General features: G+C 59.1%; 16 protein-coding genes. 9 read left to right on the top strand and 7 right to left on the bottom strand.

Annotation, left to right across the window (positions count from 1 at the left end; genetic code table 11):
* The first annotated feature begins 45 nt into the window (after nt 1–45).
* The 4 genes from ASF70_RS14535 to ASF70_RS14520 all read left to right on the top strand — a co-directional run bounded on the left by ASF70_RS14535 (nt 46) and on the right by ASF70_RS14520 (nt 1,530).
* Complete coding sequence (locus ASF70_RS14535; RefSeq protein WP_062457081.1) at nt 46–255, top strand: cold-shock protein; 210 nt, start codon at nt 46–48, stop codon at nt 253–255.
* 233 nt (nt 256–488) lie between these two features.
* Nucleotides 489–734 (top strand): 30S ribosomal protein S21, encoded by a 246-nt coding sequence (gene rpsU / locus ASF70_RS14530; protein ID WP_062457083.1) that lies wholly within the window; start codon nt 489–491, stop codon nt 732–734.
* Nucleotides 735–851: 117 nt separating this feature from the next.
* Nucleotides 852–1,076 (top strand): hypothetical protein, encoded by a 225-nt coding sequence (locus ASF70_RS14525; protein ID WP_062458069.1) that lies wholly within the window; start codon nt 852–854, stop codon nt 1,074–1,076.
* Nucleotides 1,077–1,272: 196 nt separating this feature from the next.
* A complete protein-coding gene (locus ASF70_RS14520; RefSeq protein ID WP_062457086.1) occupies nt 1,273–1,530 on the top strand; it encodes a hypothetical protein in 258 nt (85 codons plus the stop codon).
* A 41-nt stretch (nt 1,531–1,571) separates the two neighbouring features.
* On the opposite strand, the gene ASF70_RS14515 is transcribed toward ASF70_RS14520, so the two are convergent.
* Nucleotides 1,572–1,961, bottom strand: a complete 390-nt coding sequence (locus ASF70_RS14515) for a RidA family protein (protein ID WP_062580643.1) — start codon at nt 1,959–1,961, stop codon at nt 1,572–1,574.
* A gap of 145 nt (nt 1,962–2,106) precedes the next feature.
* On the opposite strand from ASF70_RS14515, the gene ASF70_RS14510 reads away from it, so the two are divergent.
* Complete coding sequence (locus tag ASF70_RS14510) at nt 2,107–2,709, top strand: TetR/AcrR family transcriptional regulator (protein WP_062580641.1); 603 nt, start codon at nt 2,107–2,109, stop codon at nt 2,707–2,709.
* Between the two features lie 9 nt (nt 2,710–2,718).
* Here ASF70_RS14510 and ASF70_RS14505 read toward each other — a convergent pair whose 3' ends face one another.
* The gene (locus ASF70_RS14505; RefSeq protein WP_062580640.1) at nt 2,719–5,076 is read right to left on the bottom strand and encodes an EAL domain-containing protein; all 2,358 of its coding nucleotides are present in this window, start codon (nt 5,074–5,076) and stop codon (nt 2,719–2,721) included.
* A 150-nt stretch (nt 5,077–5,226) separates the two neighbouring features.
* Nucleotides 5,227–6,192 carry a tRNA dihydrouridine(20/20a) synthase DusA gene (gene dusA / locus ASF70_RS14500; RefSeq protein ID WP_062580638.1) on the bottom strand — a complete coding sequence of 322 codons (966 nt, stop codon included), beginning with the start codon at nt 6,190–6,192 and terminating at the stop codon, nt 5,227–5,229.
* On the opposite strand from dusA, the gene ASF70_RS14495 reads away from it, so the two are divergent.
* Both ASF70_RS14495 and ASF70_RS14490 read left to right on the top strand, forming a co-directional pair.
* Nucleotides 6,169–7,377 carry an AraC family transcriptional regulator gene (locus ASF70_RS14495; RefSeq protein WP_244474041.1) on the top strand — a complete coding sequence of 403 codons (1,209 nt, stop codon included), beginning with the start codon at nt 6,169–6,171 and terminating at the stop codon, nt 7,375–7,377. The two genes, dusA and ASF70_RS14495, sit on opposite strands and share 24 nt — an antisense overlap.
* Nucleotides 7,378–7,398: 21 nt before the next feature.
* Nucleotides 7,399–9,978, top strand: coding sequence for an HWE histidine kinase domain-containing protein (locus ASF70_RS14490; RefSeq protein ID WP_062580637.1), 2,580 nt, complete (start codon nt 7,399–7,401; stop codon nt 9,976–9,978).
* Between the two features lie 104 nt (nt 9,979–10,082).
* Here ASF70_RS14490 and ASF70_RS14485 read toward each other — a convergent pair whose 3' ends face one another.
* Complete coding sequence (locus ASF70_RS14485; protein ID WP_062457099.1) at nt 10,083–10,346, bottom strand: hypothetical protein; 264 nt, start codon at nt 10,344–10,346, stop codon at nt 10,083–10,085.
* 219 nt (nt 10,347–10,565) lie between these two features.
* On the opposite strand from ASF70_RS14485, the gene ASF70_RS14480 reads away from it, so the two are divergent.
* Both ASF70_RS14480 and ASF70_RS14475 read left to right on the top strand, forming a co-directional pair.
* Complete coding sequence (locus tag ASF70_RS14480) at nt 10,566–11,252, top strand: fumarylacetoacetate hydrolase family protein (RefSeq protein ID WP_062580635.1); 687 nt, start codon at nt 10,566–10,568, stop codon at nt 11,250–11,252.
* Between the two features lie 22 nt (nt 11,253–11,274).
* The gene (locus ASF70_RS14475) at nt 11,275–11,802 is read left to right on the top strand and encodes a gamma carbonic anhydrase family protein (RefSeq protein WP_062580633.1); all 528 of its coding nucleotides are present in this window, start codon (nt 11,275–11,277) and stop codon (nt 11,800–11,802) included.
* A gap of 9 nt (nt 11,803–11,811) precedes the next feature.
* Here ASF70_RS14475 and ASF70_RS14470 read toward each other — a convergent pair whose 3' ends face one another.
* The 3 genes from ASF70_RS14470 to ASF70_RS14460 are packed head-to-tail and all read right to left on the bottom strand — an operon-like array spanning nt 11,812 to nt 14,001.
* Nucleotides 11,812–12,234 (bottom strand): Fur family transcriptional regulator, encoded by a 423-nt coding sequence (locus ASF70_RS14470; protein WP_062580631.1) that lies wholly within the window; start codon nt 12,232–12,234, stop codon nt 11,812–11,814.
* Nucleotides 12,231–13,058: a zinc ABC transporter permease subunit ZnuB gene (gene znuB / locus ASF70_RS14465; RefSeq protein ID WP_062581409.1), complete on the bottom strand. Its 828-nt coding sequence runs from the start codon at nt 13,056–13,058 to the stop codon at nt 12,231–12,233. Before znuB ends, ASF70_RS14470 begins: the two co-directional genes overlap by 4 nt.
* Nucleotides 13,051–14,001 carry a metal ABC transporter ATP-binding protein gene (locus tag ASF70_RS14460; protein WP_062581411.1) on the bottom strand — a complete coding sequence of 317 codons (951 nt, stop codon included), beginning with the start codon at nt 13,999–14,001 and terminating at the stop codon, nt 13,051–13,053. The genes znuB and ASF70_RS14460 overlap by 8 nt, the downstream gene beginning before the upstream one ends.
* Nucleotides 14,002–14,072: the final 71 nt, after the last annotated feature.

Below are 14,072 nucleotides of genomic sequence, written 5' to 3'. Positions count from 1 at the left end.
CGTATTTCAGGGTTGGCAACTTACTACGATTGAAAGGAAATCGTTATGGATACCGGCACTGTAAAGTGGTTTAACAGCACCAAGGGTTTTGGTTTCATTCAGCCTGACAACGGCAGCCAGGATGTGTTCGTTCACATCTCCGCTGTTGAGCGCGCTGGCATGAATGGCCTGAACGAAGGTCAGAAGATCAGCTACGAAATCGTCCAGGACAAGCGTTCTGGCAAGAGCTCCGCAGACAACCTGCGCGCTGCTTAAGGTTTTGTCATTGCCCCGCGTGACCACGGATGTACTGGCACGAAGGCGGCGATGATGGTGGAAGGTCGGGGTTCATCTCCCGGCCTTTTGTTTTTTCGTCCATTCTGAGGTTTTACTGTGCTAGACGGTTTAACTTCGAATGGGTGAAAAGAGAGCGGATGTGAGATCGCTTCCCGATCAACCCGCGTCCGACAAATTTCAAGAGATAGCGGTTCGCCGCGTAAGGAGATATTTTGCAGGTACTCGTCAGAGATAACAACGTTGATCAGGCTCTCCGCGTCCTGAAGAAGAAGATGCAGCGCGAAGGTATCTTCCGCGAAATGAAGGCTCGTAGCGCTTACGAAAAGCCTTCCGAGAAGCGTGCACGTGAAAAAGCAGATGCGATCCGTCGCGCGCGCAAGCTTGCTCGCAAGCAGATGCAGCGCGAAGGCCTGCTTCCGGCTCCGAAGAAAAAAGTCATCGTAGCTCGCGCCCGCTAGGCTCCGACATGAGCGTGGTTTTGAGCACAAGCCAGAGCCACGCAACCAATCGCAGGATGGCAGTCTATGCCATTCTCGCGGTCCACGGCAGACATCGGCCGTTTCCAGGAGGAAAGCATGACAGCGACCAAGGACCAGTTCTTCAAGCCCGCGAAAATGTCGGCACAAGCCAAATCGGAGCAGACCAACTCCGTGGTGCGTGACATCCTGGACGCCGAAGTTATTGCTCGTGAAAAGAAGACAGAAAAACTACGTGCTCTGCGGCTCCAGCAGACCGCTGATGCCCCCGCCCCTGTAAAAAAAGCGGCAACGAAGACCAAGCGCGCGGTCAAGACTTCCTAATCTTTCGTTTTACTCCCGACTGCTTTTCCCGAATTGAACCAATTCGTTGGTTCTGCGTTAACTTGCACTGCGGGACGCATGCATACTCCGGGATGCAGCGCTCAGGTGTCGCCTTTTCAAAGACGCCCCGCAGTCTTTTCTGATCATCCGGCTATGCCGATATCAGGAGAGTGCCTGTCAAGGATGCGAGGGTAGAATGTGTCAGGACAACGCCTCATCGGCGATCGTGCTAGGTTCGGATGATCTCGAACTTCTTCAGAGATTCCTGGAAGCCTGGTGCGAAGAAAGACATGTGGACGTGTCGAGCGAGGAGGCTCAGACTGTCGCATCGGGTCTTTTCAACTGGTACCAGTTTGAACTCAATGATCGCAACAACCTCAAGTCGGAACCGCCCGAGCCTCTGCCGGAATCGGTCGAATTGAAGCGATTGCTACGGCAACTCGCCGTAGCCTGATATTGGGCCCTGACCGTGCTGCAATCGCGGCTCGCTCGGGATTACGGGATACGAGCGATCACTTTGATCTCGAAATCGAACCCCGCGAGCCAGTTTACCCCGACCGCTGTCCAATTCGGGTACGGCTTTTCCCCCATTATGCCCAAGCGAACTGCCTGAATCGTCCCGAACTGATTTTCAGGGTCGGTGTGAAACGTGGTGACGTCGATGATGTCGTCGAACCCGCAGCTTGCCGCTGCGAGAACCGCTCGCAGATTGTCGAACGCGAGTCGAACCTGTTTCTCAAAATTCGGTTCCGGCGTTCCGTTATCACGGCTGCCAACCTGTCCGGACACGAAGAGAAGATCCCCCGACCTTATCGCGGCTGAGTATTTGTTGATGTCGTAAAGGGCCTGTCGGCCTGCGGGGAAAATTGCTTCTCGTTCGATCATAGCTCGTCTCCAATCGGTTGTTGCGTCCACGGTGTTGCAGGAGCCTTCCCTGACCACGTCAATCTTGATATACGCTCCGTATGCAACTACGTATCTCAGATACGCTGCGTATGTCAACTGCTGTAAGAATCTTTAGGGGTGAGCGATGGCGCCGAGCAAGCGTACAACGATGATGGAAGAAACGCGGGTCAAGCTGATCAGCGCGGCGCGCAAGTCCTTCGCCGAGAAAGGCTATGCCAGCTCGTCCATGGACGACTTCACGGCGTCCGCCGGCCTGACGCGGGGTGCGCTCTACCATAATTTCGGTGACAAGAAGGGTCTTTTACAAGCGGTGATCGATCAGATCGATTCCGAGATGCTGCGGCGGATGCGTGCTGCAGCAGACCACGCTAGCGGGACACTTTGGGACGGCTTTCTTGCCGAGGCGGTCGCCTATATCGAGATGTCGCTGGAGCCGGAAATTCAGCGCATCATGTTGCTGGATGGTCCTGCTGTCCTCGGCGACCCATCGCGTTGGCCCAATCAGAACGCCTGTCTGCGCACCACGGCGGATACGGTCAGCGCTCTCATCGCCGAAGGGACGGTCAAGAGTATGGATGCGGAGGCCGCCGCACGTCTCATCAACGGTGCGGCACTCAACGCCGCACTGTGGATCGCTGCGGCCGACGATCCGCCGGCCGTGTTGGAAAAAGCCGTCGAAGCGTTCCGTCATCTTGCCAGCGGGTTGCTGACGAAACAGCCCGTATGATCGCCCACCTCAACCTCGACGGCGATAAGTCGGAAGATTGCGAATTCCTGAGAGGATCTCCACTTCGTCCTCGCTCTTCGGCTTGCCGAGGAGAAAACCCTGCAGCTGTTCGCAGCCGTCTTCGACCACCATCCGGTGCTGCCCGAAGGTCTCGATGCCTTCCGCGACGACGGGCAAGTCCAGGCTCTTGCCGAGACCGATGATGGCTTTGACGATGGCACGGGCGCTGTCGCTTTCCTCCATCTCGCTGATAAAACTGCGGTCGATCTTGATCTTGTCAAAGGGGAAGCTGTGCAGGTTGCTGAGCGACGAATAGCCGGTGCCGAAGTCATCCATCACCACATGGACTCCCAGCGCCTTCAACCGGAGCAAGGTCGCGAGCGTCGTGTCGCGATCCTTGAGCAGCGAGGTCTCTGTGATCTCGAGTTCAAGCCGGTGGGGCTCCAGGCCGCTCTCATCCAGTGCCGACGCAATCATGTCGACAAGGTTCGGGAAGCGAAACTGGATGGCCGAAACGTTGACCGCTACCGCCAGGCCGTCATCCCAGGTACTGGCGACCCTGCAGGCTTCGCGCATCGCCCATTCACCGATCGGCACGATGATGCCGGTTTCCTCGGCAACCGGAATGAAGACGCTCGGTGAGACATTGCCCCATTGCGGATGCTTCCACCGCATCAGGGCCTCATAGCCCGAGCAGAGGCCGCTTGTGGCATCAAAGAGTGGCTGGAATACCATGCTGAGTTGCGAGCGCAGTACGGCGTAGCGCAACTCGCTCTCGATCTCGCGCCGCTCGCGCAGCTCTGCGTCCATTGCCGCGGAATAAAATGCTGCCGTACCACGTCCCGAGAACTTCGCATTGTAGAGGGCCATGTCGGCCGCATTGCGCAAGTCATCAGGCGTTTCTCCGTCGTCCGGATAAACCGCGCAGCCGATGCTGACGCCGACGGCGGTGGGATCGAGTGCAACATTCATTTCGGTGCGGAAGGTTTCGAGGATACGCTCGGCGAGCAGGTTTGCGCCCGCCGGCTGTTCGACGCCTGTCTGGAGAATGATGAACTCGTCGCCGCCGATGCGGGACGGCGTATCGGCCGGACCGACACAGCGCCGCAGGATATCGGCGACCCGGATCAGGACACGATCGCCTTCTGCATGGCCGAACACATCGTTGACGGCCTTGAAGCGGTCGAGATCAAGGGCAAGCACCGCCAGCACATCGCCGGAAAGTGCAGCCGTCCTCAAGGCACCGTCGAGCCGATCGTTGAAGAGCGTACGGTTGGGAAGGTCCGTCAACGCGTCGTGGCGGGCCATGTGTTCGATGCGGCGCTCCGCAATGCGCTTCTCGGTCAGATCGCGGACAGCCAGAACCTGGCAGGAGCGACCGCGATACTCGATCGTATGGACGGCCACCTCGAGAAAGACCTCACGGTCCGTCACTTTCGGCGTGGCAGCGACTGCGGAATTCCTTTGAGCCGTCAGCGGAAGACCGTCGGCTGCAGCCAGCAGATCGTCGGGATCTCGGCCGAGGATGTCGCGGTCGCGCAGCAACAGCAAGTCGGCAAAGCGAGCATTGGTCTCGATGACGCGGCCATCGCGAACCACCGCGAGGCCTTCAAGCGTCGCGTTGGCGAAGCCACGCAAATCCGTCAGGTACCGGTCGATGAAGCTCGCGGCAACAGTCGTCAGCACGATCACACTCATGACGATCGAAACCGCGCCAATGAGCCAGATCCGCCCGCCACCGTCGAGCGAGGCCTCTGGAAGCGTCGGATCGGGGATCAGCTCGGTCGCCGACATTGCAGTAAAATGCAGGATGCAAATGGCAGCAACACTGGCAGCGACTGCACAGATCAGGCGCAGGGTGCTTCTTCGAAGCGTCGTGGAGGCGAACGCCGCGGTGAAGAGAGAGAAAGAGACAACAGAGCCGATCAGGATGGGCGTCATTTCGTAGCGGGTCGTGGCTGCGGCACGGATCGCTTCGGTGCCGATCAAGTGCATGGCGGCGACCGTGACGGTGGCGACCATGCCGGCTGCGAGCGAAGAAACGGTCTTCGATCGATCGGCGATCTGCAGCGCCAACCAGAAGCCGGCGACGGCAGTCAGAGCCGAGACAAGGGTGAGGACGCGCTCGAATTCGATCGCGATCGTGCCCTGGTAGGCGAGCATTGCCACGAAATGCGTCGACCAGATGGAAAGCCCGCCCGTGGCGCTGGCGACAAGGAGCCAGATCCGCCGCCGACGTTCGTTGCACTCGATCGCCCGTCTATGGATCAGAAAAAATGCGAGCATGCCGACGACGCAGATGCCGGCCGCGAGAAGAACAGTGCTTCGATCATGCTGAACCACGACGCATTCGAGAACTCGAAACATGGATGCCACCACAAGAACGCACGACGAACAATTTCATCGACTTGTCAGCAAAACATTAGGTGTTAATATTTAAGGAAATAATAATATACAGTGCCGGCATGCACGTGTCCAAGAACGCGCCTTGGGTACGGGATATCGATCCCAAAAGGCTTATCCGGCCGCCTTTTCAAGCCCGGAGCTCAAATCCACCGCCGCGAACGCAGCGGTCAGGATTTCGGTCCCAGCGCCAGGCTTCGTCGCCTCCGACGACAGGATCTGGCGGAACCGACGCGCACCGGGATAACCCTGAAACAGACCAACCATGTGACGCGTCACGTGATGCAATCTGCCACCGGAGGCGATAACCTGATCCGCATAGGCAATCATCGCGTCGCGCAGCGCCATCCAGTCAGGGTCTGGATACTCAAGTCTTCCATCCAGAAGCGCATCGACGCCCGCCAGCAAGCCGGTGTTGTGATAGGCAGCGCGGCCGAGCATGACGCCATCCATCACCTCCAGGTGTTCAGCAGCTTGCTTAAGATCGGCAATACCGCCGTTGATCCCGAGAAACACATCCGGGTTCTCACGCTTCATCCGATGGACCAGATCGTAATCCAGTGGAGGAACCTCGCGATTTTGTTTTGGCGACAGTCCCTGCAGCCAGGCCTTGCGGGCATGGATCCAGATCGCGTCGGCACCGGCACCAATCATTCGCGCGAGAAAGTCCGGCAGGACGTCGGCCGGCACCTGATCATCAACGCCGATGCGGCATTTGACGGTCACAGGCGCCTGTGAAACCTTTTTCATGGCTGTGACGAGATCTGCAACATGCGCAGGGTCGCGCATCAGGCAGGCACCGAATGTCCCCGACTGCACCCGGTCCGAGGGGCATCCGACATTGAGGTTGATCTCGTCGTAACCGTAATCACCGGCGATCCGGATCGCCTCGGACAGCTTTTCCGCATTCGAGCCGCCGAGCTGCAAGGCAACAGGATGTTCTGCCGGCGAATAGGACAAGAGCCGCTCCCGCGGCCCATGGATGATCGCATCGGCGACGACCATCTCCGTATAAAGAAGCGCGCGCGACGACAGCTGCCGGTGCAGGAAACGGCAGTGACGATCGGTCCAGTCGATCATCGGGGCGACAGCGAAGACTTTTTTATGAGGATGCGTTGGCATTGGTTCCGAGCGACTATTCCGGTGCGTGGCGGCACGGATAACAAGATTTTGAGCCTGGCGAAAGACAAACGGCAAAAATGCGTTGTCGCCAGGTTGGTGCGGATTGGAACCGGCTGGAGCGTAGATGGGCTGTGTCTCGAGGTGAAAGCCTCTTCTACAGGGAATTCGACTTTGGACGGACGAGATGCCATCGAAGGTGAGCGGTCGCCAACCAAGGTGCAAACCCTACCCTTCAGTAGCAAATTTTGTTTAATCCGAGCAAAATGCGTGCTAGTCAGGCATATGAGTTCTTCTCGCGGTCTTGAGATAGATTTTGCAGAGCCGGCCATGGCGCATGTCGCACGGGCGGCGTTCGACTTGAACGGATTTTCGGCCGAGTATGTCGAGCTGAGCGGTGCTGAACCGTATGACTTCAGAAGCCGTGGCGAGAACCACTATCTCGCACTGCACGACATCACTCTCACTGATGGTGAGCTGCGCGTGGACGGTCTTCCGACGCTCCATAAAAAGGACTTGCGCGACACGATCACCTTCGTGCCCAAAGGCTGCGGCATCGAGGGTTGGTGCCAGCCTCAGCCACGAACCAACCGATTTGTCGCTATGTATTTCGATCCAAAGGCGATCCGTGACGATCTGGCTGGTAGATATTCCGAGCGGGATCCTGCGCCGTTCGCTTACTCGCGCGATCCACAGTTACGCGCCACACTTAAGAAGCTTGAAGCGGTTCTGAGGGCGCCTCATGTGGACGAGCTCCACGCGGAGAGCGTCTGCCTTCTGGCATCGCTTGAGGTTTTCGGGGTCATGGCCGACAGGCAGGGGCGTCTGTCGGACCGGCAGATCGCCGCGGTCACGGATTTCGTGGAGGGGCATCTGCAGGCAACAGTCGGCCTGGCCGAGCTGGCCGCTGTTGCCGGGCTCAGCCGTTTTCATTTTTCCCGTGCCTTCAAGGCGACGACCGGGGAAAATCCACACTCGTTTGTTCAACGGCGGCGCATCTCGCGAGCTGTCAAGCTCCTTGCTCAGGTTGACCTGCCCATCGACGCGATTGCCGGGGCAGTCGGGTACAAGGGCACACCACAGTTTCGAAGGGCGTTTCATGAGGTGATGGGGACCTCGCCGCTGAAATATCGTCTGCAACGTTAGGCAAAATGGCGGGGGCCACCAATGGGCTATGAGTACACAGATGCCAGTCTGATCGTCTGCGATAGGGAGCCGATCACGCGACTCGAAGAGATCCAGAATTTCGCGTTCCTCGTTGCGATGTCGAACGACTGGACGATCGTTCGCGTATCCGAGAACTGCGAAACATTCTTCAACGTCAAACCGGAGAAACTCCTGGGCACGCGCTTCGACACGTGGATCAGTGAGACGGCGCTCCACGACATCCGGAACCGGATGGCGATTTTGGCGTCAACGACAGGAGAGAGAATCTTCGACGTGAAGCTGGTGCAGGGATTGCCCAACGTCGATCTGTCGATCCATTTTCAGGGCGATCTTTTGATTGTCGAAGGCGAACGGACACAAAAGACCGAACGGGTGGAGGCGGCTTCGATGGTTCGCGCAATGGCTGCGCGTCTGACCAAAGTTCCTTCAATCGAGAAATTCCACAGAGATGCGGTCCGACAGGTCCTGGCGATCACCGGCTTTGATCGAGTGATGATCTATCGGTTCGACACAGACGGCCATGGCGAAGTCATCGCGGAATCAACACGCGCCGGGGTGGATAGCTTCCTCGGGCTTCATTATCCCGCGTCGGACATCCCACGCCAAGCGCGCGAATTGTACTTGCGCAACCCTTTCCGCATCATAGCCGACGTCGCGGCACCAACCGTGGCGTTACTGCCTCCCGCGGACGCGGTCACGCCACCGCTTGACCTGTCGATGTCGATCAGCCGCGCCGTGTCTCCGGTCCATATCGAATATCTGCGCAACATGGAGGTCGGTGCCTCCCTATCCATTTCGATCGTCGTCGAGGAAAAGCTGTGGGGGCTTATCGCATGCCATGCCAATGGACCGCGCCTGCCGAGCTTCATCATGCGGACCGCATCGGAACTGTTCGGCGCGATGTATTCGATGATGCTGGAGAGCCGTCTGCGGCGCGGCAGCGAGGAGCACGAGCATCGCGCACGTGCCTTGGCTGATCGCGTCATTACGATGATTGCTGGTGACGAATCGTTGATGGAAGATGCACAGTGGCTGCAGGACATGACGCGCGACATGTTGGATTGCGATGGTGTCGCAATTTACCGTCGCGGCAAAGCTCATCTTCACGGGGCCACGCCGTCGGAACATAATGTCATCTCTCTGGCCCATCATCTGAACGCCGCCTCGCCGAGCCGGGTGTTCACGACCGACAACTTGGCTTCGGTCCATGCGCCGTGCAGCGAAACAGCGGACCGCGCCGCCGGCATGCTGTCGATCCCCATCTCGCGTGTTCCGCGCGACTATATCTTGCTGTTCCGCCGCGAGCGGCTGAGCGAGATCAGGTGGGGTGGCAATCCTGCAAAGCCAGCGGAAGCAGGCACCGAGAGCGAACGCATATCGCCCCGCAAAAGCTTCGCAGCATTCGCCGAACTCGTCCGCGGCAAATCCAACCCTTTTTCCGATCGCGATCAGCGCATCGGCGAAGCGATCAGACAGGCACTGATCGAAGTCATCCTGCGCTATTCGGACGGCGCCAGCGACGAGAGACGACGTGCTTCCGAACGTCAGGAAGTGCTGATTGCCGAACTCAATCACCGCGTCCGCAACATCCTTGCCCTGATCCGTAGTCTCATGACGAAGACAAGCCATACAGCCGTTGATGTCGCGAGCTATGTCGAATCGCTTGGCGGGCGGGTGCAGGCGCTCGCACGAGCCCATGACCGCGTCACGCGCCAAAGCTGGGGCCCCGCGCCGCTCGCCGGCATCTTTCAGGATGAGATCGCAGCACATGACGGCGTACGCGGTCGATTTACCTTGAAGGGGCCGAACGTTCTGCTGCAGCCACAGGCGATGTCGACCATTGCGCTGGTGGTTCATGAACTCGTCACCAACAGCTGCAAGCATGGCGCGCTTTCGGCAAACGGCCGCATAGAGGTGACCGTCGACTCGGTCGACGGTGAAGGCGTTTACATCAAATGGAAGGAAATCGGCGGCCCGGCCGTGGTTGCGCCGACACGGCGAGGGTTTGGGTCTGTCATCGTCGAGAAAACGATTCCGTTCGATCTGAAGGGAACGGCAGAGGTCCGCTTCCTGCTGGCCGGGTTGGAAGCGGATTTCTTCATCCCGCTGAATTATGTGATCATTGCGCCTGAAGACCCGGCACCGACGCAGACGATGATTGAGCCCGATACCCTGAAAGCAACCAGCCTCCCCCCAAAGCAACTACTGCACGATGCGCAGGTTCTGCTGGTCGAGGACAACATGCTCATCGCACTGGAGGCCGAGGACATGCTGTACGAGCTGGGCGCGGTTCAGGTTCACCTCGCCTCCACTATTGCCGAAGCCGAACAGTTGCTTGCCAAGCAGAGTTTCCAGTTCGCTATGCTGGACATCAATGTCGGTCGCGGCACAAGTTTCGATCTTGCGACCAAGCTCGGACAAGCCGGAACGCCGTTTATCTTCGCGACCGGCTACGGCAACGAATTGGCAATCGCGCGCAGAAAGGAAAGTGAGGTCGTCATCCAGAAGCCCTATGAGCGTGATCATCTGGCGCGCGCCGTGCAACAGGTGCTGACGAAAGCGACTGTCGAAGGTGGCTGACGAAAGTGCTCGCGCTCTCGTCATTCATCCGCTCTGAAACGACGTTCCCTGCTCCCACTGCGGTCAATGACCTCAACCGGCAGGTTGCCGGCATGACAGCCCGTTCAGTGGACCGACTGGCCGTCGTCTTCTTCAAGGAAGCTCTTGATGCCGTCGCGCTCGGCGGTGGCAAGGAATTCTTCCCAGGCGTCCTTGTCGGTCGCGAACGTCTCTTCCCAGCTGGTCACGACTTCCGTCTGGCTGATGACCTCGAGCGTCCAGTCGCCATTGGTATCGGCCGGGCGATAGATATCGACGAGCACGGTGACGCCATCGTCTTCGAACTCACCGGCGAATTCTGAATGTTCGAGTTTGGGCTGTTTCGTCATCGGTGAAGAACCTTCGTTTTCGTGCTGTCTTTAGAGAGACGCCAGCTCAACACGCCGGCCCTTGTTCGGTTGCATGCCCGGCATATTTGCCGAATGCGCTTTCCCTTATAGCAAAGCGAAAATTCACGCCAGCCGTACGGCTGTGCAGAAATCGGGCTAGGATTGTCGGCCGAATTGGTGGACAAAGGACGCATATTGATGACCGGAGGAATTTTTTCGATGCGCGCTACCGTGATCCCTGCCCCCAAGCCCGTGCTTCTTGATGTCGAGGGCGAGACCGAACAGTTCCCGGTGCGCCGGGTCTATTGCGTCGGCCGCAACTATGCCGACCACGCCATCGAAATGGGCCATGATCCCTCCCGTGAGCCGCCCTTCTTCTTCCAGAAAAATTCCGACAATCTCTATCATGGCGACACCTTTCCCTACCCGCCGGTCTCTTCCGATGTGCATTTCGAAGTCGAGCTGGTGATGGCGCTTTCCGGTGGCGGCGCCGACATTCCGGTCGAGGAGGCCCTGTCCAAGGTCTATGGCTACGGGATCGGCATCGACTTCACGCGGCGCGATGTGCAGGACAAGGCAAAGAAGATGAGCCGGCCGTGGGAATCGGCAAAGGCGTTCGAACATTCGGCGCCCGTCTCCGCACTCGTCCCGGCCGCCAGGATCGGGCATCCGCAGGAAGGTGCGATCTGGCTTGAGGTCAACGGCGAACGCAAGCAGTCCGGCAACCTCAACCAGATGATCTGGAAGCTGCCGGAAATCATCGCCGAACTGTCGAAGCTCTTCGTGCTGGCACCGGGTGACGTGATCATGACCGGGACGCCGGCGGGCGTCGGCCCGATCGTCAAGGGCGACACGATCACCTGCAGCGCCGAGGGTGTCGGCAAACTCTCTCTCACGGTGGTTTGAAGCACGAACCGGAGGTCAACAGATGCCGATCTACGCGCTTGGTGAATTCCAGCCTAAACTGCCCGCACCCGACCGCTTCTGGATCGCGCCGGATGCGAACGTGATCGGCAAGGTGGAACTGGGCGAGGATGTCGGCATCTGGTTCGGTGTGACGCTTCGCGGCGACAACGAGCCGATCACGGTTGGTGCGCGGTCGAACATTCAGGAGGGCGTGATGGTGCATACCGATCCCGCCTACCCAGTCGTAATCGGTTCGGACTGCACGATCGGCCACCATGCGATCGTGCATGGCTGCATCATTGGCGACAATTCGCTTGTTGGCATGGGTGCGACCATTTTGAATGGCGCGAGGATCGGCCGGAACTGCTTGGTGGGCGCCAATGCGCTCGTGACAGAGGGGAAGGACTTCCCCGACAATTCACTGATCGTCGGCTCGCCTGCCAAGGCGATCCGCACGCTCGATGACGACGCTGTCGAACGGCTGCGGCAATCTGCGGCGCGCTATGTGGAAAACTGGAAACGGTTTTCCCGAGATCTTAGAGCGCTCTGACCAAACGGACTACGCGGCACATTTCTCGCAGATGCCGCGGATCTCGATCGTCGTCTTTGATGGCTTGAAGCCCTTGCTGGCCGCCCAGTCGCTGAGGTGGTGATCGACCTCGTGATCGTGAAATTCCAGCACCTGGCTGCAGCTTTCGCAGATCGCGAAGGCAACCGTACCGTGGCCATGACCCTTGCCGCAGCACGCGCTTTCTCGGTGCGCGCAGGCCACGAATGCATTGAGGCTTTCCAGCCGGTGAACCATGCCGAATTCAGTCAGCTTGTCGAGCGCGCGGTAAACCTGAAGCGGCGCACGAAAGCCGTGGTCGCGCAGTTTGTCGAGGATCGTGTAGGCGCTGAGCGGCCCATCAGCACGGTCCAGTGCATCAAACACCAGCGACTGGTTCTTGGTCAGGGCCGGATTGACGATCGGGGCGTTCATCCGCGCACTCCTTTATTGGTTGCCCGCTCATTCGTTTTGCGGCCGAAGGCGGGAAGCAAACTCATGACGAAAAGTAGGAGTGCGGCCACCACGATGGAAGGGCCGGACGGCGTATCATAGGTCAAAGAGCCGAAAAGACCGCCGACAACTGCCGCAGCGCCGATCAGCGAGGCGAAGACCGCCATCCATTCGGGGCTCGCCGAAAAGCGTCTGGCGGTCGCTGCAGGAATGATCAGCAGCGAGGTGATCAGCATGATGCCGACAATCTTCATGGCAATCGCGATGACCAATGCCATCAGAAGCATGAAGAACAGTTTTGCCTGCGCCGGCCGCATGCCCTCAGCTTCCGCCACGTCTTCGCTCACTGTCGATGCGATCAGCGGGCGCCAGAGGAATGCGAGCGCTGCGACGACGACGATCCCGCCACCCCAGATCAGTGCAATATCGGATGGCGTGACCGCCAAGATATCGCCGAACAGGAAGGCGATCAGATCGATCCGAACCCAGGTCATGAAGGCAACGAGGACAAGGCCGATCGCCAGAGCCGAATGCGAGAGGATCCCCAGCAGAGCATCCGCTGAGAGCGACTGGCGACGCTGAAGGAGGAGCAGCAGGCCGGAGACGAGGACGGCGACGCCGAACACCGACAGAAGAAGATTGACCTCGAAAAACAGCGACAAGGCAACGCCGAGCAGCGCCGAATGGGCCATCGTGTCGCCGAAATAGGCCATGCGGCGCCAGACGACGAAACAGCCGAGCGGTCCGGCTGTCAGCGCCACGCCGACGCCGGCGATCATTGCGCGAGTGAAGAAGTCGTCAAGCATGAGGCTTGCCCTCGCCGTGATGGTGGTGGCCGTGGTCGCCATCGTGGTGATGGTCGTGAGCACCATCGTGATGGTGCTCGTGGTCACCATGCTCGTGGTCGTGCCCGGCGTGATGCTCGTGGTGATGGCCGTCCTCGGGATAGCAATGATCGGTGATCGAGCCGTCGCGGTGCTGGACCCGGCCGTCCGGCAGGTGGGTATGGTCGTGATTATGGCTATAGACTGCGAGCGCACGGCCATTGGCGCCGAACAGCTTGGCATAGTCAGAACTCTGGCTGACCACTTCCGGCGTGCCGCGGCAGCAGATATGACCGTTGAGGCAGATCACCGTGTCGGTTCCCGCCATCACCATGTGCAGATCATGCGAAATCATCAGGATGCCGCAACCGGTCGTGGTGCGGATCTTGCGGATCAGATCGTAGAGCGCTGCCTCGCCGGCAAAATCGACGCCCTGCACCGGCTCGTCCAGCACCAGCAGGTCCGGCTTGCGTGCCAAGGCGCGGGCCAGCAGCGCGCGCTGGAATTCACCGCCCGACAGGTGCCGGACTTCGGCGTCTGCAAGATGCGCGATGCCGGTCGCTTCGAGCGCTGCGATCGTATCCTGATCGGAAATCGAGCTCGTCAGCCGCATCAGGCGACGAACCGAAAGCGGCATCGTCCAGTCGATCGAAAGCTTTTGCGGCACATAGCCGATGCGCAGGTCGCGGCTACGGGTAACGGCACCCTCGTCTGCCTTCAGGACACCAATCGCCATCTTGGCGGTCGTCGACTTGCCGGCCCCGTTGGGTCCGATCAGCGTCACCACTTCGCCGCGGGCAATCGACAGATCGACGCCGCGCACCAGCCAGCGATTGTCCCGGAAAATACCGGCATTCGACAGCGATACGAGTTTCGCTGCGCCTGTTGCATGATCTCCAAGCGGTCGGTCGGCCCGGTTTCTCATCAGCATGGTCGTCTAAAAATCCTGTTGTCAGGCCTCTTGCAGACCCTCATGGCACACGTTATAGCATAACG

Source organism: Rhizobium sp. Leaf321 (assembly GCF_001423215.1).
Taxonomy (GTDB): Bacteria; Pseudomonadota; Alphaproteobacteria; order Rhizobiales; family Rhizobiaceae; genus Neorhizobium; species Neorhizobium soli.
This window is presented reverse-complemented; position numbering and strand designations above follow the sequence as displayed.

What these genes read in the sequence shown, in the direction of transcription:
- ASF70_RS14535 (WP_062457081.1), top strand. Translation starts at nt 46, where the DNA reads ATGGATACCGGCACTGTAAAGTGGTTTAACAGCACCAAGGGTTTTGGT.
- ASF70_RS14525 (WP_062458069.1), top strand. Translation starts at nt 852, where the DNA reads ATGACAGCGACCAAGGACCAGTTCTTCAAGCCCGCGAAAATGTCGGCA.
- ASF70_RS14520 (WP_062457086.1), top strand. Translation starts at nt 1,273, where the DNA reads ATGTGTCAGGACAACGCCTCATCGGCGATCGTGCTAGGTTCGGATGAT.
- ASF70_RS14515 (WP_062580643.1), bottom strand. Translation starts at nt 1,961, where the DNA reads ATGATCGAACGAGAAGCAATTTTCCCCGCAGGCCGACAGGCCCTTTAC.
- ASF70_RS14510 (WP_062580641.1), top strand. Translation starts at nt 2,107, where the DNA reads ATGGCGCCGAGCAAGCGTACAACGATGATGGAAGAAACGCGGGTCAAG.
- ASF70_RS14505 (WP_062580640.1), bottom strand. Translation starts at nt 5,076, where the DNA reads ATGTTTCGAGTTCTCGAATGCGTCGTGGTTCAGCATGATCGAAGCACT.
- dusA (WP_062580638.1), bottom strand. Translation starts at nt 6,192, where the DNA reads ATGATCGACTGGACCGATCGTCACTGCCGTTTCCTGCACCGGCAGCTG.
- ASF70_RS14490 (WP_062580637.1), top strand. Translation starts at nt 7,399, where the DNA reads ATGGGCTATGAGTACACAGATGCCAGTCTGATCGTCTGCGATAGGGAG.
- ASF70_RS14485 (WP_062457099.1), bottom strand. Translation starts at nt 10,346, where the DNA reads ATGACGAAACAGCCCAAACTCGAACATTCAGAATTCGCCGGTGAGTTC.
- ASF70_RS14480 (WP_062580635.1), top strand. Translation starts at nt 10,566, where the DNA reads ATGCGCGCTACCGTGATCCCTGCCCCCAAGCCCGTGCTTCTTGATGTC.
- ASF70_RS14475 (WP_062580633.1), top strand. Translation starts at nt 11,275, where the DNA reads ATGCCGATCTACGCGCTTGGTGAATTCCAGCCTAAACTGCCCGCACCC.
- ASF70_RS14470 (WP_062580631.1), bottom strand. Translation starts at nt 12,234, where the DNA reads ATGAACGCCCCGATCGTCAATCCGGCCCTGACCAAGAACCAGTCGCTG.
- znuB (WP_062581409.1), bottom strand. Translation starts at nt 13,058, where the DNA reads ATGCTTGACGACTTCTTCACTCGCGCAATGATCGCCGGCGTCGGCGTG.
- ASF70_RS14460 (WP_062581411.1), bottom strand. Translation starts at nt 14,001, where the DNA reads ATGAGAAACCGGGCCGACCGACCGCTTGGAGATCATGCAACAGGCGCA.